Here is a 17,984-nt window from a genome sequence, read left to right as displayed (position 1 = left end):
GCCCACCCGTGGCGTCACGCCGGCCGGCTGCTCATCGGCTGCTCAGCGCAGGCTCCACGAGACGCCGGCATAGACACCCCGGCCATCGCCGGGCGTGGAACGCGCAACGTCGCGGCCCTGGTCGTCGTAGCCGGGGGTGACCGTGCTGGCGTAGCGCTTGTTGGTCAGGTTGCGCAGGTCCAGCCAGGTCTGCCAGCTCTCGTCCGGCGCCGAGTAGCCCACGCTGGCGCCGAACAGTGTGTAGGCCGCCGCATGGTAGGAGTTGGCGTAGTCCACGGCGATGCGCGAGGCGTGCTGCACGTTGAAACCGGTGTAGACGCCGCTGGGGTGGTCGTAGCGCAGTTCGGCCTGATAGTAATGTCGAGGCAGGCCAGGCAGCCGGTTGTCGCCGAAGCGCGCGTCGTCACGGTAGTGGAAATCGCTGTAGGTATAGGTCTGGCGCAAACCCAGGCGTCCGGCCTGCTGCCCCACCCACAGCGGGCTGTCCAGGGCCAGTTCGACGCCTTGATGAACCGTCGGGCTGGCGTTCGCCTCGCCGATCACCTGCGAGGTGGTGGCCGTGGCAGCCTGGGTTTCGACACTGAGCAGCTCATGGCGTACCTGCGAGTAATACCAGGCCAGATCCCAGCGGCCGAACCAGGCATCGCCACGCCCACCCAGCTCCAGGGTGGTCGCGCTCTGGTTGTCGAGCTCCACGCCATTGCTCTGCAAACCCGTCGCCGCGCCGCTGCCCGGCGCGAAGTAGCGGTTGGAGCCCCAGATCATCGACCAGGGGTGTGGCGGTTCCACCGAACGGCTGAGGTTGCCGAACACCTGCACCTTCGGGCTGTAGTCGTAGCGCAGACCCAGGCGCGGTGCGTAGTCCCAGGCGTGCTGGCTGACCCGGTCATGGGTCACCGGGTAGCTGACCTCCGTCTCGCGACGGGTGTAGAGCGCGGCGAGCCCGGTGGTGAGCCAGAGATCGGGCACCAGTTCCAGCTCGTTGCTGACATACACCGTATGGTCGGAGCCTTGATAGCTGTAGTCCCGGGTGCGGGTGCCGGGCGCATACCCGGCCGTGTTGCCGACCGGTACCCGGACGAATTCCGACACGCCGGAGTTGGGCAATGCCTTGGTGCTGCGCCACCCCACGGTAGTTTTGCTGGCATGGCCGAGCAGCACGTCCTGGCGCACATAGTTCAAGGTACCGCTGACATCGGTGTAGGCCACCTTCATGCGGTTGGTGCCTTCGCGCAGGTCCATGGGATAGTCGTGATAGACCAGACCGGCTTCCAGGCGGGCATCGTCGTCCAGGTGCCAGGTGGTCTTGTTGGCCAGCCAGGTACTGCCCGGTTGAATGCGCTTGGAATCGCGTGCCAGGTTCAAGGCGTTGGCCGCGCGGGGATCATGGACGATCTGCGCCCGCGTCAGCTTGCCCGGGGTGTCGTTGTCGGTCTCGCGATAGCGGAAGAAGAAGCGCGTTTCCAACTGCGGACTGAAACGGTAGCCGAAGTTGCCTGCCGCACCACGGCTGCCACCCGCGCTTTGGTCCTGGAAGCCGTCGTAGCTGGAATCGGTCACGCTGAAATAGTAATCGGCATCGCCCAGCACCTGGCCGGAGCTGATCTGGCGCTTGCTGTAGCCATGAGTGCCGACCTCGTAGCGCAGCTGCAACTTGGCCGCATCGTAACCGGTGTGCGTCACGTAGTTGATGGCACCGCCCAAGGCCAGCGCGCCGCGATCGAAGCCATTGGCCCCGCGCAGCACTTCCACGCGGCTCAGCCACAAGGGCTCCAGCAATTCGTAGGGCGTGCCACCCGGACCGGTCAGCGGCAGGCCATCGAACATCTGGTACAACCCTGACGAATGCGCCCCCGGCCCACGGTTGATACCCGAACCGCGGATGGAAATCTTCGCGCCCTCGTTGTTGGCGGCGCGGGCGTAGATACCTGCCTGGTTGCTGAACAGATCCTCGTTGCCCGAGAGCCTGCCGCGCCCGACCGCTGCGGTGTCGATGAGGTTGCTGGCGCCTGGCACCGAACGCAGTGCCAGGTCGGCTTCGTCGATCTCGCTCAGGCGCGCCTCGTTGACTTCCACGGCCTGCAATTCCATCACCTGCGCCGCCAGGGCGGCGCTGGGGGCGCCAAACAAGGCGGCCAGGCCCAGAACCGGCCATGCCGGCGCGCGAGGCGTGGTACAGGTGGAAAGGCAATGCAGACGGCCCCGGACGCGAAGACGGGGGGCAGACGGTTGCGGCATGGAACACATCCTTGAAAAGCGGTACGCCCAGGCGTTCCGGGTCTGGCAGATAGCGTGGCCACATCTGTGGTGGCCATTGGGGAGGATTGACGTTCCCGCGAGCGCATTGAGCACATCGACGAGCGAAAAGGCCCGCGCCGATCACGACTCGCTGCGCAGCACCTTGAGGTAATGCGTGCCCTTGACGGTAAGGGCCAGCCGCGTGCGGCCGTCTCCGGTCACCGTGGTCACGATATAGCCGACCAGCAGCAGGGCGCGCAGCGCAAAGCCGTCTTCACTGGTGAAGGCTTGCCACTCGGCGCACTCTATCAGCGTCAGCAACCGCTTGTAGTTGGCCTGGTCTTCGGTCATCAGCGCCCAGCCTCCATTGCGTCCGTTGCAAGTGCGGCCAGCTTACTCAAAAGCATCGGCCAAGGCATCGAAAAACACTTCTGGATGTCCAACGGTGTAGCGATGAAAATGCGTAAAGGGAAGTTGAAAAACTAATGGCAATGAACAGGCGCTTTCAGCCACTATCAGCTATAGCTCTTACAGCCCCGGGCGTTTTGCCGGTTCCTCGCTGCCTCCTCAACACCGTCCGTCAAGGGTGATTCCATGGCTTCCATCGAAGCGGTACTCGCCGGGCTTGACCCGCCCCTGAAACACGAAACCGAACTCCACGATGGCCTGCTGAAACTGACGCTGACCGACCCCAACGTTCCAGCCCATGTAGAGCGCAGTCTTTCGCCGCGTGAATACGAAGACATCATTCTGTTTCGGCTGCTGGTGCTGCATGCGGTCAACGAAATTCGCGGCAAGGGTTCCCATGCGCCGCTGGAAGTCATGCCCGATATCGAATGGGCCGCCCGCACCTGATTGCAGAGGGCTTGCCAGGTATGCGGCAACTCGTCGCCGTCCTGCACATTTTCTGAATCTTTCCTGCGTGTCACAACTCAATGATGAGTCAACGCAGGAGATCACCATGCCGAACCCAACGCTGTTCATCATTGACTACAGGCTCCATGGAGCGGAAAAGTCGTTCATCATTCGTCTACCCACGCTGAACAATGCCGATGCCTGGCATTGGGCGAGCTGTGACGCAGGGGTCGGTGTCATCCCCAAGTTCGGCCGCGAACGGGTGCAGAAGGTCAGCAAGCCCAAAGCCGAGCAGTATGGGATTACCGATGTGCGCTGGAGGCCGTCCGGTCAACAGGCGCGCGAAGAAGCAGGGACCGAAGCAGCGCATTGAGTCGCACGATCTCCGCTTCGCCGCGCGCCTGCCGTCTCAGCCGCATCTGCATGACCCTGTAGGGGGGTTTGCCCACGCAGCCCTCCTCAGTCTCCCGGAAGAGTCTTACTCGTCCATCGTTTGCACCATTGAACCCTCCCAGCCTTCCGACCTCGATACCGCTGAGCTAGTCTGCCACTGACACGCTCATTTGCCGCATTGTCGAAAATGCCGCACAGGACACCTCGCGCCGCGACACGGCGCAGCCATGAGGCCTTTCATGCCAGGACGCAATCCGCTACATGCCACGAGCGACGAAAGCGCCGAGCCATTGTCTCGGCACGCAGGGCGCAATTCGGCCCTGTTTCGTCTCACCGTCACGTTCATCGTGCTGGTCATCTTCACCTTCACGGGCGTCGAAGGCTGGCGCGCCTGGCGCGACTATCAGCAGGCGTTCGCCACCGCACGCGATTCGGTCACCAACCTGGCCCGTGCCACGGCCCAGCATGCCGAAGATGCGATTCGCCAGGTCGACGTACTGACCGACGCCCTGGCCGAGCGCGTGCAAGGTGACGGCCTGCAGAACATGGACGTGCCGCGCATTCATGCGCTGATGCAGCAACAGGCGCGGATCATGCCGCAGTTGCATGGGCTGTTCATCTACGACGCCAGCGGACAATGGGTGGTGACCGACAAGACCGGTACGCCGGAGGCGGCCAACAACGCCGACCGCGACTACTTCAACTACCACCGCACCCACACCGATCCGAACGTGCGCATCAGCGACGTGGTGCGCAGCCGTTCCACGGACGAATACATCCTGCCGATCTCGCGCCGATTGAATAACCCGGACGGCAGCTTCGCCGGGGTGCTGCTGGGAACGATTCGGGTCAGCTACTTCGTCGACTATTACGGCGACTTCAAGATCGACGATCGCGGCGCGCTGGTCCTGGCGCTGCGCAACGGCCGGATCCTGGTGCGGCGTCCGTTCCTTGCGCCGGTGCTGGGCAAGACCCTGGAAGACAGCGAGATCTTCAAACGCTATCTGCCGGTGGCCGACGAAGGCGTGGTCGAGGTCAAGGCGGTGGTCGACAACACCTACCGCCTGTATGCCTACCGCGCATTGAGCAGCTATCCGCTGGTAGTGGAAGCCGGGCTGTCGCGTGAATCCTACATCGGCCCCTGGCGGCGCGACCTGCTCAAGACCGGCCTGGTGCTGCTGGTGCTGATCGCCGGTTTGAGCGGCTTCGGCATGATCGTGCTCAAGCAGCTGCGCGAACGCATCGCCATCGAGGAGGAACTGCGCCAGGCCCATCAGATCATGCGTGACATGGCGCTGACCGACAGCCTCAGCGGCCTGGGCAATCGGCGGCGGCTGGACATGGCCCTGGGGGCCGAAATCGGCCGCGCTCGCCGACAGCACGGCTGGCTGGCGCTGATCATGCTCGATGTCGACTACTTCAAGCGCTACAACGATCGCTATGGCCATGCAGCCGGCGACCGCTGCCTGCGCCAGGTGGCCGACGCCATCGTGAAGGTGCTCAAGCGCCCTACCGACCTGGCCGTGCGCTATGGTGGCGAAGAATTCACCGTGCTGCTCCCGGGTACCGATCTGGAAGGCGCGGGCGTGGTTGCCGAGGCGATCCTGCAGGCCATTCGCGACCTGGGCGTCGAACACCTGGATCATCCTGCGGGGCACGTCACGGTCAGCGCCGGCATCACCGCTGCCCAGCCGGCAGTGGAATGGGTCACGGCCGCGCAAATGCTGATAACCGCCGATGCCTGCCTGTACACCGCCAAACACAAGGGCCGCAATCGCTGGCACGCCTGCGCCACTCAGGGCGGAACGTGACGAGCGCCTCGACCCGATCCCGCGAACCCATTGGACACATCGGCTTGAACTTCCCGTGTTTCGTATACCTCTGCTACTAACACCCCCCCGATTCCGATCAAGAGGCTACGCGAACAATGAGAGCACTCACCTACCACGGCGCTCACGACGTCAAAGTCGACACGGTTCCCGATCCAGAGCTTCAGGATGCCGACGACATCATCCTGCGAGTCACGGCCACTGCCATCTGCGGCTCGGACCCTGCACCTATACCGAGGGAAGATTCCCACGGTCGAACACGGCGACATCTTCGGCCACGAATTCATGGGCATCGTCGAAGAAGTTGGCTCAGCGGTGACCGCGGTCAGCCCGGGCGATCGCGTGGTCATTCCTTTCGTCATCGCCTGCGGCAGCTGCTTCTTCTGCAACATCGATCTGTTCGCTGCCTGCGAAACCACCAACACCGGCCGCGGTGCGATCCTCAACAAGAAGTCGATTCCATCGGGCGCAGCGCTGTTCGGCTTCAGTCACCTGTACGGCGGCGTGCCCGGCGGCCAGGCCGAATACGTGCGTGTCCCCAAGGCCAATACCGGCCCGTTCAAGGTGCCTGGCACCCTGTCGGACGAGAAGGTGCTGTTCCTTTCGGACATTCTGCCCACCGCGTTCCAGGCGGTGAAAAACACCGAGATCGGCAAGGGTTCGAGCATCGCCATCTACGGCGCTGGCCCGGTCGGTCTGCTGTGCGCTGCCGTCGCACGCATGCTGGGCGCTGAGCGCATCTTCATGGTCGACCACCACCCCTACCGCCTGGCCTATGCGCAACAGGCCTATGGGGTGATCCCGATCAACTTCGATGAAGACGACGATCCGGCCGACACCATCATCCGTCAGACGCCAGGCTCGCGCGGCGTGGATGGCGTCGTGGATGCTGTGGGCTTCGAAGCCAAGGGCAGCACCACCGAAACCGTGCTTGCCGCCCTCAAGCTTGAAGGCAGCAGCGGCAAGGCGTTGCGCCAGTGCATCGCGGCCGTGCGCCGTGGCGGCGTGGTCAGCGTGCCGGGCGTGTACGCCGGCTTCATCCACGGCTTCCTGTTCGGCGATGCGTTCGACAAGGGCCTGACCTTCCGCATGGGCCAGACCCACGTTCAGCGCTACCTGCCCGAGCTGCTGGAGCACATCGAAGCGGGCCGCTTGACGCCCGAGACGATCATCACCCACCGCATGTCCCTGGAACAGGCAGTCGAAGGCTACAAGATCTTCGACAAGAAGGAAGAGGATTGCCGCAAGGTCATTCTCACACCGGGCTCGCCGACCATCGAAGCGCCCGTCGTCGAATCCACCGCCGGTGTCGTTCCGGCGCTCTGAAGCATCGCACCACGAGGCCGAGCTCTGCTCGGCCTTGCTTTGTCCGGCCCAAGGTGGGGGCCTGACTTGGTGATGCAAAGGCGGCGATACACAAGATACCGTCGTTCACATGAAATGAAACGAGCACTGCGAGCCGCTGTCTAGAGCTGTAACAACCCATTACCGTGAGTCATCCCTATGTTGAAGTTTCTTGGCAGCACCGTCGGCATCATCTTCCTGATCGGCCTGGTCGTGGTCATCGGCCTGTTCAAGCTGGTCTTCTGATTCCTGCCGGGGCGCTCATCGAGCGCCCCTGTCCGCCCCAGCTGCTCCTTTCAGCTCTGCGAACCCTGCTCCACCACGTCCAATACGTTCTGTACCGCAGCAGCCTCCAGCTGTCCCGGCGCCGATGCCTGGCCCAGGCTGGCATAGGTCAGGGCCGATCCGCTCAACTGCCCCGCCAACCGCGACAATACGCCCAACGGCCCCATCGACATGGTCAGCAATGGACGCTTGGCATGGTGAGCCTGCATGTGCTGACTGGCCGCCATCAGCGTCAACACGTCCGCCTTGCTGTTGGGCATCACGGCGATCTTGAGAATGTCAGCGCCTAATGTCTGTTGCCGACGCAAACGCTCGACGATCACATCGTGGCTGGGCGTCGCGTTGAAATCATGGTTGGACAGCACCACCGCCACACCCCGTTCATGGGCCAGCGTGACGATGTTCTCGACGGCCGCCTGTGGCTTCATCATCTCCACGTCCAACAGATCGACATGACCGGTGTGCAGCAGCTCGGCGTAGAGGTTGAAATACCTGGCATCGGCCAGCTCACGCTCACCCCCCTCCTCCTTGCTGCGCCAGGTGACCAGTAGAGGCTTGTCGTTCAGCACACCCACCAGACGGGCCAGCAACGGTTTCATCCGTTCGCCCAGGTGGCCCTGTGGATGATGATCCAAACGCAGTTCAGCCATGTCCACCTGTGACGCAGCGCCGATGTCACGGGCCTGATCAAGCGCTTCACGGTCGGTTGCGGCGGTGATGGACGCGATGATCTTGGGTGCGCCCTCACCGATCCGGAGCGATCTGACGGTCAGCACAGCGCTGCCCGGTGTCGCCGAGGGGACCTGCAAGGTCGCGGGCTGGGCGGCGAAAGCGACGGATGACAAGGGCATGCTGGCAGCGGCGACGGCGCTGCCCACGAGAAAACGACGACGTTGCAAGGCACGTCCTCCAGAACACCGGCCTTCCAGGCTGGAAGGCGCGCAATAGAGCATTCGAGAGACTCACCGCCTGGTGGTTCAAGAAGACTGCCGCTCAGGCCGCACCCGCCATGGCCACACCCTGCCGACCGTCGAGCTTGACGTGGTACATGGCCTTGTCCGCCGCCTTGAGCAACGTATCGAGGTCTTCCCCATGCACAGGACACAGGGAAATACCGATGCTGCCCGACAGCGACAACTGGCCTACGCAGGTGGCGATCGGCTGCTCGATTGCGTGCAGCAACTGCCGCGCTTTGAGGATCACGCTATCCGGGTTGGCCAGGTCCGAGACCAGCGCCACGAACTCGTCGCCGCCGTAGCGCGCCACCGTGTCATAGTCGCGAATCGCCTCGCGCATGCGCTTGGCCAACGTCTGCAAGACCTGATCGCCCACCGCATGACCTCGTTCATCGTTGATCTGCTTGAAGTGGTCGAGGTCGATCAACATCACCGCAAAGGGAATGCCCTGCTCCGTCCACTGGCTCAGCGCCTGGGCGAAGCGATCCGCCAACAGGTAGCGGTTGGGCAACTGCGTCAATACGTCGTGGGTCGCCAGGAACGCCGAACGCTCGTGTTCGAGTGCAGCCGCCTCGATGGCCGAAAAATGCCTGACCAGCACCAGCGGTACCAGTACCAGGCTCGCCAGGAGTACGCTGAGGATCACCAGTACTTCGGGGCCAAGCACATCCGCCAGGCTCAGTTGTCGCTGGAAGGTCAAGGACAGCGGTTGCGTCGGGCTGTCGACGAATACGTCATCGGTCAGCCGCGGCAAGACCAGTTCGTCCCACCAACGGCTCGGCGCTGCCTCCATGGCCACGACCTGGGTGTTGTGATCATCGCTGCGCAACCGTGCGCTGACAGCCACTCGCGGATCGCTGTTGCGGCGGACGATCGCCCCCAGCAGCGCGTCGGTCCTGATCACCAGCATGGCTACCATCGTGCTGCCGAAGAAGTTGGGCAGCGTGTTCTGAGCATCCTCTTCGGGGCGCAACACCGATTTCATCAGAATGTAGGCATCGCCACCTTCGTACAGAGCGAAAACGGGCGTCGCCACCGGCACGGAACTCTGGTGGATACGCACCAAGGCGTCGCTCAGATAGGGGACGGTCTCGAGCCTCACGCCGTAGATCACATTGGTCTCCGGCAACTGCGGCGACATGAAGAGGATCGGCCATGTCGTGTTCATGCCACTGCGGGAATCGACCACAGGCGCAGGCGGTGTGAAATCCTTCAGCTGGAAATCCGGCAACCAGGTGCGCCGCAGCAGGGCTGCGAAATTGCACTGCTCGTCCTGAGGCACACTGCGCGCCACTTCCAGCATATAGATGTGCGGATAAGCCGCCAGCACGGCAGCGCCATAGCGAGCGGCCGCGTCGGTATCGCTCTGCTTGACCGCCTGCAGGAACGCGGCAAACCCGGCCAGCACCGCATCGTTGGTGTCGAGCTGGTTGCGCACACTGCTCGCGATGCTTTGTACGTACTCCGAAAAGCGGGTTTCCTGCCGCTGGATTTCCGAGCGCAACAGAGAAAATGCCGAGAATGCGATCAAGCCGAACGCCAGGCCGATAAAACCTGCGAGCGATGGGCGGCGTCTGATCAACATCGTGGCAATATCCAGCGCACAAGCGTGCACAGACTGTAAGGGTGAGAATCGTCGAAGAGATCATGCTGGCGCACGACAGGCTCTTTCTACGACAGGCATGGCGGCGGATTGCATGAGCAGTCGCCCTTGCCTCGAAAGCTAGCAAATTGCCATCTTAGCGTCTACAGCGGCTGGTCACCCGTTTGCAATCAAAACGGCACAACGACAAACGCCCCGATGCGGTCAGTCGATGACCGCATCGGGGCGTTCGGGTATTACGTTGTTAACGACGCTTCTTGGTCGATGGCTTGGCCAGTTCGAACATCAGCACCGAACGCCCGGTAACGGCGTACTCGGTACCGAAATCAAACGACTCGCCTGCCTCGAAGTCGGTCTGGTTGGTATCCAGTTGCAGAATCCAACGCTTGCCTTCCGGTACTTCCGGCAGGGTGAAACCGACCACGTCATGGTGCGCGTTGACCACGATCAACAACGAATGGTCGACCCCGGCGCGGCGGATACCACTTGACTGAGTGCGACCGTCGAGCAGGATGCCCATGCAGCGGTTGCTGCCGTCCTGCCACTGCTCGACACCCATTTCGCTGCCGTTGGGCTGGATCCAGCTGACGTCCTTGATGCCCAGGCTTTCGTCGTAGGCACCGGTAAAGAAGCGATTGCGGCGCAGCAATGGGTAGCGGTTGCGCAGCTCGATCAGGTACTTGACGAAGTCCTGCAGCTCGGTGCTCTGCTCGCTGATGTTCCAGTCCACCCAGCCGATCTCGCTGTCCTGGCAATAGGCGTTGTTGCTGCCACCCTGGGTACGCGCGAACTCGTCGCCGGCCAGCAGCATCGGGGTGCCTTGGGCGAGGAACAGCGTCGCCAGCAGGTTGCGCATCTGGCGGTAGCGCAGAGCGACGATTTCCGGATCATCGGTCGGGCCTTCGACACCGCAGTTCCACGAGCGGTTGTCGGAGTGACCGTCGCGGTTGTCTTCGCCATTGGCTTCGTTGTGCTTCTCGTTGTACGACACCAGGTCGTTCAAGGTGAAACCATCGTGAGCGGTGATGAAGTTGACCGACGACGCCGGCTTGCGGCCGCGACGGTTGAACTGGTCGCCCGAGCCCAGGAAGATCTTCGCAAAATCGCCGAGCATCTCGTCGTCGCCCTTCCAGAACGCACGGGAAATGTCGCGGAACTTGTCGTTCCATTCCATCCAGCCCGGCGGGAAGTTGCCCACCTGGTAGCCGCCCGGACCGCAGTCCCAAGGCTCGGCGACCAGCTTGACCTTGGCCAGCACCGGATCCTGACGGCAGGCGTCGAGGAAGCCACCGCCTTCGCTGAAGCCGTGAGCTTCGCGGCCCAGAATGGTCGCCAGGTCGAACCGGAAACCGTCCACGCCCATTTCCGAACTCCAGTAGCGCAGGGAGTCGGTGACCATCTGCAGGACGCAGGGGTGGCTCATGTTCAGGGTGTTGCCGGTGCCAGTGTCGTTGATGTAGTAACGCGCATCGTCCGGCATCAGGCGGTAGTAGTTGGCGTTGTCGATACCCTTGAGCGACAGGGTCGGACCCATCTCGTTGCCTTCGGCCGTGTGGTTGTAGACCACGTCGAGAATCACTTCCAGGCCGGCCTTGTGGAAGCGCGAGACCATGACCTTGAATTCACCGATCGACGAACCCGCCATGTAGCGCGCATGGGGCGCGAAGAAGCCCAGGGTGTTGTAGCCCCAGAAGTTGTGCAGGCCCTTTTCCAGCAGATGATTGTCATCCAGGAAATAATGCACTGGCATCAGTTCCACCGACGTCACACCCAGGGAACGGATGTATTCCACCACGTCGTTCTCGTGGAAGGCAGCGAAGGTGCCACGCTCGGTTTCACGCACCGAGGGGTGACGCATGGTGAAGCCGCGCACGTGGGTTTCGTAGAAAATGGTCTTTTCCCACGGCACGTTCGGCTTGGCCGTACTGCCCCAAGTGAAGGCCGGGTCGATCACGCGGCAGCGTGGCATGAACGGCGCGCTGTCGCGCTCGTCGAACGACAGATCGCCGTCTTCGTGGCCGACGATATAGCCGAACAGCGCGTCGTCCCACTTCAGCTCGCCCGAAATCTGCTTGGCGTAGGGGTCGATCAGCAGCTTGTTGGCATTGAAACGGTGACCATTGGCAGGGTCGTACGGACCATGCACACGGTAGCCATACAACGTGCCCGGGCGCGCATCGGGCAGATAACCGTGCCAGATCTCGTTGGTGAATTCAGGCAACGCGATGCGTTCGATCTCTTCCACGCCATCGGCGTCGAACAGGCACAGCTCGACTTTGGTGGCATTGGCCGAAAAAATTGCAAAGTTGACGCCCGACCCATCCCAGGTCGCGCCCAATGGGTACGGCAAGCCCTCGCTCACACGGCTGGCGGGACGTTCCTGGCTCGACGCACTGTCATTCATTGATTGATCAGACATGATCAAACACTCCGGAAATAGGTTGAGCCTGAGCTCTTGGGTAGACGACCAAAACGGTCTATTGATAGAAGCGCGCGCCGCGTAACAGTTCAGGATATTTTTCAGACGCTCTTTATGCCCATTCCTGCAAGCCCTGATGCTTGATTGAACGCACGCGCGTAATGGTGCTCTTAGAACAAGCTTTGCAAGAAGAGCGCAAGCGCCCTTGAAGAGAATGAGTTAACCCAATGCGTATCCTGCTGATAGAAGACGATCCAATCCTGGCGCTGTTGGCCGAGATAGCGCTGGAGGAAGATGGCCACGAGATCATCGGCCCCGCGTATGACGTGGCTGGCGCGCTGTTGCTGGCGCAAAACCATGGCATCGACATTGCATTCGTCGACATCAATCTGGACGGTCACGACGAAGGTGTAGGCTTGGCGCAGACGCTCTACGAGCAGTTCAATATCCACTCGCTGTTCGTCAGTGGCCAGATCGATGTGGCCAAGGCCAACAGTGGCTATGCGCTCGGGCTACTGTCCAAGCCCTACAGCCCCAATGACCTGTCACGCAGCGCCCACATCGTGCACGCGCTGGTCCAGGGTGAACTGCCCTTGAACCGACCGCTGCCAGTGCCTTTGAAGCTCTTCACCGAATCGCGCGGCCTATATGGAAAGAAACATGAGTGAACCCACGGATCTCTTGCGCCCGGGAACAGGGCTTGGTGAAACCGAGTTCCGCGAGCTGGCCGACAACGCGCCGGTACTGATCTGGCGTGCCGGTGTCGACAAGCAGTGCGACTGGTTCAACAAACCCTGGCTCGATTTCACCGGCAAGACGCAGAAGCAACTCTGCGGATACGGCTGGAGCGACGATATACACCCAGAAGACCTGGACCTGTGTACACGAAACTATGAAGAGGCGTTCGATGCCCGCGTGTCTTTCAGCACGCCCTATCGCCTGCGCCGACATGACGGCGTCTACCGCTGGTTCCTTGACCACGGCGCACCGTTCTACCGCCAGGGCGAGTTCGCCGGTTACTTCGGCAGCTGCACCGACATCACCGCACAGAAAGAACTCGAAGCCCATCAGGACGTGCTGGTGTCCGAGCTCAACCACCGGGTCAAGAACAACCTGCAACTGATCATCGCGTTCCTGCAGATGTCGAAGTTGCGCGCCCAGGGCGACGAAGCTCGGCAGTTGCTCGAATCGGCCATCGCCCGTATTCAGGGGGTCGGTACGGTGCAGGCCGAACTGTATCGCAGTGCTTCGGGCACCGTGGACCTGGCGCATTACCTGCCCCATCTGATCCGTGCTTCGATCGAAGCGGAAAGCAATGACAGGATTCATTTCACCGCCGACGCCGACACCGCCTACGCGCCCTTCAAACTGGCATCGGACCTGGGGCTGATCGTCAATGAGCTGGTGGCCAACGCCATTCGCCATGGCAATCGTCACGCGACCCAGATCCATTTTTCACTCAAGCGCCTGCCAAGCGGCGAGCTGCAGTTGACGGTACGGGATCGTGGGCAAGGGTTTGCTGCGGCGCAGCTCAGCGATAGCGGCGCAACACGGCCCAAGCTCAGTGGCCAGGGCCTGATCGGCGCACTGGCCAAACGCTGCGGCGCAGTCCTGCACCGCAGCAACGCGGGCGGCGCCGTGGTGACGTTGACCTTGCCGCATCCCTAGGCCGACTGCAGGCGCCGCTACAACGGGCTGCCTTCGTCGGTCTTGATCAGCCCGGCCAGAATGTCGCTGCCATCGCTCTCTGCCAGCTGTGCGTACCATTCCCGGGTTTCGTCAGGCACTTCGCCATGGATGATCGCCGCCCGCTTGCGCGCCTTGGTCACCAGGTTCGCCACCCGATCGGCTCGCGCCGACTCATAGGCCGCCAGGGCAGCCGCCGGCGTGCGTTCGCGCTCGATGCAGCGGGCGAGCACCCAGGCATCCTCCATGGCCTGACAACCGCCCTGCCCGATGTTCGGCGTCATGGCATGGGCCGCGTCGCCCAACAGTGCGACCCGTGTACTGACCAGATGGGGCACCCGCGCGGTGTCGTGGATTTCCACACGGGCCACGGCTGCGGGGTCCAGACGCTGCAAAAGACGCTGAACCGGCTCGGGCCAATGCGCGAAATGCTGCTCCAGTTCCGCACGATGGTGCTCACGAACGTTCGGTGTGCCTGCTGGCAACGGCACGTCGAAGAAGAAATACAGTTCATCGTTGCCCATGGGCATCAACGACACCCGCTTGTGCTCGCCCACGTACTGAACCCATTCATCGGCAGGCGCCAGGTCCGGCGCTGCCTTGATCCTGCCGTTCCAGTTGACGTAGCCACAATAGCGTCTAGGAACCGGTTCCCCGGCGATGGTATCGCGCAGCAACGAATGGGTACCGTTGGCAGCGATCAACAGATCGGCCGTTACCGTTTCACCCGTCGACAACCTGACCTGCACGTGCGTCTCGTTTTCCTCATAGTCCACGCACGCAACGCCTAGCGTCACGTTCTGCATCCCGACCGATTCCAGCAGAATGTTTTGCAGGCGCGCCCGGGCAATGGGAAACGCCCGGCGTCGAGCGTAAGTGTACAAAGGCTGCAGGTCGAACCGCGTGAGCAAGTGGCCCTGATGATCACTGTAGCTCATGCTCTGCATGTGCCCGCCAGCCTGCTCGATGGAGTCTCCAAGGCCCAGTGCATCCAGCACGCGGACGCCGTTGGGCCAGATGGAAATCGCTGCGCCGACAGGAGCGAGTTCTGCCGCACGCTCGTAGAGGTGCACCTGATAGCCGGCCTGTTGCAAGGCAGCGGCGGCGGTCAATCCGCCCATGCCGGCGCCGGCAATGACGATGTTCAAGGATTCCATGGTCTCTCCGCTGAGATCGGGTTTGCCAATCACCGTGCAAAAAGCTGACCAAGTGATCAGGAACCTTCAACACCAGAGGTCACGTCCGCTGATGCAGCGAATGCGGCACGTTACCGGCGTCAAACCAGTGCGGCATCATTGGATGCGCACCGGTTTGCAGCGCCGAGCTTCAACGCAGGAGGTTGTTCTTGGCCAGGTTCACCAGCTCCTTGGCGCGCCCGTCGAGCACCGCGCGCATCATGAACAGGCCAAAACCCTTGACGTTGGCCGCGGTGATCTCCGGCGGCATGATCAGCTCCTGACGCTCGCTGACCACGTCCACCAGCACCGGGCCATCGTGCTCGAACGCCTCGACCAGGGCCGCGCGCAGATCCTGCGGCTTCTCTACGCGAATACCCTTGATGCCCATGCCTTGGGCGAACGTGGCGAAGTTGGGGTTCTTCAGCTCGCAGCCAACGTCCACCAGACCACTGGCCTTCATCTCCATCTCAACGAAGCCCAAGGTGCCATTGTTGAGCACGATCACCTTCACCGGCAGGTTGGCCTGGCTCAGGGTCAGGAAGTCCCCCATCATCATGCTGAAGCCGCCATCCCCGGACATCGACACCACCTGACGCTGCGGGTAAGCCGCCTGCGCACCGATGGCCTGCAACATGGCATTGGCCATCGAACCGTGGTTGAACGAGCCGATCAGACGGCGCTTGCCGTTCATCTTCAGGTAGCGTGCGGCCCAGGCCGTGGGCGTGCCCACGTCGCAGGTGAACACAGCGTCCTCGGCTGCCAGCTCACTGACCAGTCGGCTGACGTATTGCGGATGGATGATGGTGCTGTTCGGACCGCTCTCGGCCAGGTCATCGAGACCCTTTCGAGCGCTGTCGTAGTCCGCCAGCGCCTTGTTCAAGTGCATGGTGTCGGTGCGTTCTTCAAGGCGTGGCAGCAGTTGCTGCACGGTGTGCTTGATATCACCGATCAGGCCGATGGCCAGCGGGCAGCGGTTACCCAGGGCTTCCGGCTGCAGGTCGATCTGAGCGATGCGCGAATGTTCGGGAAAGAACTGCCGGTAAGGGAAGTTGGTACCCAGCATCAACAGGGTGTCGCACTCTTTCATGGCATTGAAGCCGGAGGCGAAGCCGATCAGACCGGTCATGCCCACATCGTACGGGTTGTCGTACTCCAGATGTTCCTTGCCACGCAGCGCATGCACGATCGGCGCCTTGAGCTGCTTGGCCAGGGCGACGACTTCACTGTGGGCGCCTGCGCAGCCGGCACCGCACAGCAGCGTCACACGCTTGCCGCCGTTGAGAAACTGGGCGAGTTCATCGATCTGGGCGGGCTCGGGCACCACGACCGGTTTCGGTGGCGCGATCCACTGGCTCACCGTAGCCTCAAGTGGGCTCAGTGCCACGTCACCTGGAATCACCACCACCGCCACACCGCGGCGACTGATGGCCACGCGCATGGCGCGCTCGAGAATCTGCGGCAATTGCTCGGCACGCGAGACCAGCTCGACATAGTGGCTGCAGTCCTTGAACAGTGATTCCGGGTGCGTCGCCTGAAAGTAGTCGATACCGATTTCACTGCTGGGGATGTGCGCCGCGATGGCCAGCACCGGCACACCGCTGCGGTGGCAATCGAACAGGCCATTGATCAAGTGCAGGTTGCCCGGGCCACAGCTGCCGGCACACACCGCCAGTTTACCGGTAAGGTGAGCTTCGCCACCGGCAGCGAACGCACCGGCTTCTTCGTTGCGCATGTGTATCCAGTCCAATCCACCCAGCCGACGCATCGAATCGGTAAAACCATTCAATGAATCGCCGACGACGCCATAGACGCGCTTGACGCCGGCTTGCTTGAGAGTATTGACCATGAAATCGGCTGCGGTAGGCATTCGGCGCTCCTTCGAAATATAAGTTCAAGGATCTGAGTACCGGCCTGCCGACGGTGTTCCAACCGATTTATTAACAAAAATATAGGATCGGCCCGTTCATTTCTCCGCACCGAGCTTTTATCACTGACACTAAAGGCCTGGGTCACCCTGAAGGAGAAGGGTATCCAAACGCAAGAAAGCCCGACAGATGTCGGGCCTTCTTAATAAGCGCTACGCGAAGCTTGAGCGAACTATCAGTTCAGCAATTCCGCTGGCACGGTGCCGCCGTTTTCGGCGAGCTTTTTCATCACAGCCGAATGCAACCAGGTGTTCATGGCCGCCGAGTCATCGGTCGAACCGGTGTAGTGCAATTCTTCGGCAAGTTCCTTGCGAGCGGTCAGGCTGCTGTCCAGACCCAGCAGTTTCAGCAAATCGACGATCGAAGTGCGCCAGTTCAGCGTCTCGCCGTGATTGGCGGCCAGCGCTTCGAGTTTTTGAGCCACATCCACCTGGGTAATCGGCGCAGCCGAAGGCTGGTTGGTCACGGTGGTGGTTGGAGAGGCACCTGGCGCCGGGGCGGCAGGGGTTTGCGTAGAAGCGTCTGCGTCCGGAACCGCGTGCTTGCCGATACCCAGTTTCTCGAGGATGCTGCTAAAAAAGCTCATTTCGTATCTCCAGATTTCTTGGCTGCTGCCGTGGATTCGACAGCCTACTTAAGACCTGACCCCCCGGGTTGCCGAAAAGTTTTATCGAATCGGCGACATTCCCCACACCCACCTCCCCTGCGATGTGACTTAAAGTGTTAAAACACGTTATTTAGTTGTGGCGTGAATGCGCATACTGCGCCAGAATCCTTCCTCGATACCTTTACCGTTCTTATCTACGATCCACACCACGATCCATGCCTGGGGATACCAATGTCCAAACTTGCTGAATACCGTCAACTCGAACGTCATCTGGCCGAACAACTTGCCGCACTCGAAGCCATGAAAGGCGACAAGGGTCTGGAACAGGAAATCGAGTTCGAAACCAAGTTGCGTGCGTTGTTGGGCGAATACAATAAAAGCCTCAAGGACATCGTCTCCATTCTCGATCCGCAGCATGGCGGCAAATCGACCAAAGCCCCTGCCGCACCCGAGAAGGCAACCCGCAAGCCGCGCTCCTTGAAGACCTACAAAAACCCGCATTCGGGTGAAGTCGTCGAAACCAAGGGCGGCAATCACAAGACGCTGAAAGAATGGAAAGCCGAATACGGTTCCGACACCGTTGAAAGCTGGTTGAGCTAGGGGAGCCTAAGTCACACCCACCGGCAGGCGGCGTCATGCGGCCCGCTTGCCGGACTGCCCCTTCCC

At 61.7% G+C, this 17,984-nt stretch carries 15 protein-coding genes and 1 pseudogene; 8 read left to right on the top strand and 8 right to left on the bottom strand.

Going from position 1 to position 17,984, the window contains the following annotated elements:
• Window positions 1-42: 42 nt before the first annotated feature.
• A complete protein-coding gene (locus tag ABMD26_RS20235; protein ID WP_354311416.1) occupies window positions 43-2,238 on the bottom strand; it encodes a TonB-dependent receptor family protein in 2,196 nt (731 codons plus the stop codon).
• A 141-nt stretch (window positions 2,239-2,379) separates the two neighbouring features.
• Window positions 2,380-2,589 carry a hypothetical protein gene (locus ABMD26_RS20230; protein WP_122743401.1) on the bottom strand — a complete coding sequence of 70 codons (210 nt, stop codon included), beginning with the start codon at window positions 2,587-2,589 and terminating at the stop codon, window positions 2,380-2,382.
• A gap of 243 nt (window positions 2,590-2,832) precedes the next feature.
• Between ABMD26_RS20230 and ABMD26_RS20225 the strand changes: the two genes are divergently transcribed.
• From ABMD26_RS20225 to ABMD26_RS22285, 5 genes and pseudogenes are all read left to right on the top strand, one after another.
• Window positions 2,833-3,093: a hypothetical protein gene (locus ABMD26_RS20225; protein WP_134721775.1), complete on the top strand. Its 261-nt coding sequence runs from the start codon at window positions 2,833-2,835 to the stop codon at window positions 3,091-3,093.
• A 106-nt stretch (window positions 3,094-3,199) separates the two neighbouring features.
• Window positions 3,200-3,466, top strand: coding sequence for a DUF6555 family protein (locus ABMD26_RS20220; RefSeq protein WP_049859886.1), 267 nt, complete (start codon window positions 3,200-3,202; stop codon window positions 3,464-3,466).
• Window positions 3,467-3,725: 259 nt separating this feature from the next.
• Complete coding sequence (locus ABMD26_RS20215; protein WP_354311413.1) at window positions 3,726-5,297, top strand: sensor domain-containing diguanylate cyclase; 1,572 nt, start codon at window positions 3,726-3,728, stop codon at window positions 5,295-5,297.
• 116 nt (window positions 5,298-5,413) lie between these two features.
• A pseudogene (locus ABMD26_RS20210) lies at window positions 5,414-6,641 on the top strand (zinc-dependent alcohol dehydrogenase).
• A 177-nt stretch (window positions 6,642-6,818) separates the two neighbouring features.
• Window positions 6,819-6,905 (top strand): small membrane protein YohP, encoded by an 87-nt coding sequence (locus ABMD26_RS22285; RefSeq protein WP_442962755.1) that lies wholly within the window; start codon window positions 6,819-6,821, stop codon window positions 6,903-6,905.
• Between the two features lie 50 nt (window positions 6,906-6,955).
• On the opposite strand, the gene aroD is transcribed toward ABMD26_RS22285, so the two are convergent.
• The 3 genes from aroD to glgX form a co-directional block, all read right to left on the bottom strand.
• Window positions 6,956-7,843 carry a type I 3-dehydroquinate dehydratase gene (aroD, locus tag ABMD26_RS20205; protein ID WP_354311411.1) on the bottom strand — a complete coding sequence of 296 codons (888 nt, stop codon included), beginning with the start codon at window positions 7,841-7,843 and terminating at the stop codon, window positions 6,956-6,958.
• A 94-nt stretch (window positions 7,844-7,937) separates the two neighbouring features.
• The gene (locus ABMD26_RS20200) at window positions 7,938-9,485 is read right to left on the bottom strand and encodes a diguanylate cyclase domain-containing protein (RefSeq protein ID WP_354311409.1); all 1,548 of its coding nucleotides are present in this window, start codon (window positions 9,483-9,485) and stop codon (window positions 7,938-7,940) included.
• A gap of 262 nt (window positions 9,486-9,747) precedes the next feature.
• Window positions 9,748-11,922 (bottom strand): glycogen debranching protein GlgX, encoded by a 2,175-nt coding sequence (gene glgX / locus ABMD26_RS20195; protein WP_240050007.1) that lies wholly within the window; start codon window positions 11,920-11,922, stop codon window positions 9,748-9,750.
• A gap of 227 nt (window positions 11,923-12,149) precedes the next feature.
• On the opposite strand from glgX, the gene ABMD26_RS20190 reads away from it, so the two are divergent.
• Window positions 12,150-12,590: a response regulator gene (locus tag ABMD26_RS20190; protein ID WP_052393423.1), complete on the top strand. Its 441-nt coding sequence runs from the start codon at window positions 12,150-12,152 to the stop codon at window positions 12,588-12,590.
• Complete coding sequence (locus ABMD26_RS20185) at window positions 12,583-13,590, top strand: sensor histidine kinase (RefSeq protein WP_354311406.1); 1,008 nt, start codon at window positions 12,583-12,585, stop codon at window positions 13,588-13,590. Before ABMD26_RS20190 ends, ABMD26_RS20185 begins: the two co-directional genes overlap by 8 nt.
• 17 nt (window positions 13,591-13,607) lie before the next feature.
• Here the strand turns inward: ABMD26_RS20185 and hpxO are convergent, their stop codons facing one another.
• The 3 genes from hpxO to ABMD26_RS20170 all read right to left on the bottom strand — a co-directional run bounded on the left by hpxO (window position 13,608) and on the right by ABMD26_RS20170 (window position 17,297).
• Complete coding sequence (gene hpxO, locus ABMD26_RS20180) at window positions 13,608-14,765, bottom strand: FAD-dependent urate hydroxylase HpxO (protein ID WP_354311404.1); 1,158 nt, start codon at window positions 14,763-14,765, stop codon at window positions 13,608-13,610.
• 169 nt (window positions 14,766-14,934) lie between these two features.
• Window positions 14,935-16,653: a ubiquinone-dependent pyruvate dehydrogenase gene (poxB, locus tag ABMD26_RS20175; protein ID WP_354311402.1), complete on the bottom strand. Its 1,719-nt coding sequence runs from the start codon at window positions 16,651-16,653 to the stop codon at window positions 14,935-14,937.
• Between the two features lie 233 nt (window positions 16,654-16,886).
• Window positions 16,887-17,297, bottom strand: a complete 411-nt coding sequence (locus ABMD26_RS20170; protein ID WP_056842230.1) for a DUF3597 domain-containing protein — start codon at window positions 17,295-17,297, stop codon at window positions 16,887-16,889.
• Window positions 17,298-17,549: 252 nt separating this feature from the next.
• Here ABMD26_RS20170 and ABMD26_RS20165 point away from each other — a divergent pair, with 252 nt between their 5' ends.
• Window positions 17,550-17,918 (top strand): histone-like nucleoid-structuring protein, MvaT/MvaU family, encoded by a 369-nt coding sequence (locus ABMD26_RS20165; RefSeq protein WP_049859873.1) that lies wholly within the window; start codon window positions 17,550-17,552, stop codon window positions 17,916-17,918.
• The last annotated feature ends 66 nt before the right edge of the window (window positions 17,919-17,984 follow it).

Source organism: Pseudomonas sp. PvP001, assembly GCF_040546375.1.
Classification (GTDB): domain Bacteria; phylum Pseudomonadota; class Gammaproteobacteria; order Pseudomonadales; family Pseudomonadaceae; genus Aquipseudomonas; species Aquipseudomonas coleopterorum.
The sequence above is the reverse complement of the archived record's forward strand: the minus strand, read 5'-3'. Positions and strand labels throughout refer to the sequence as shown.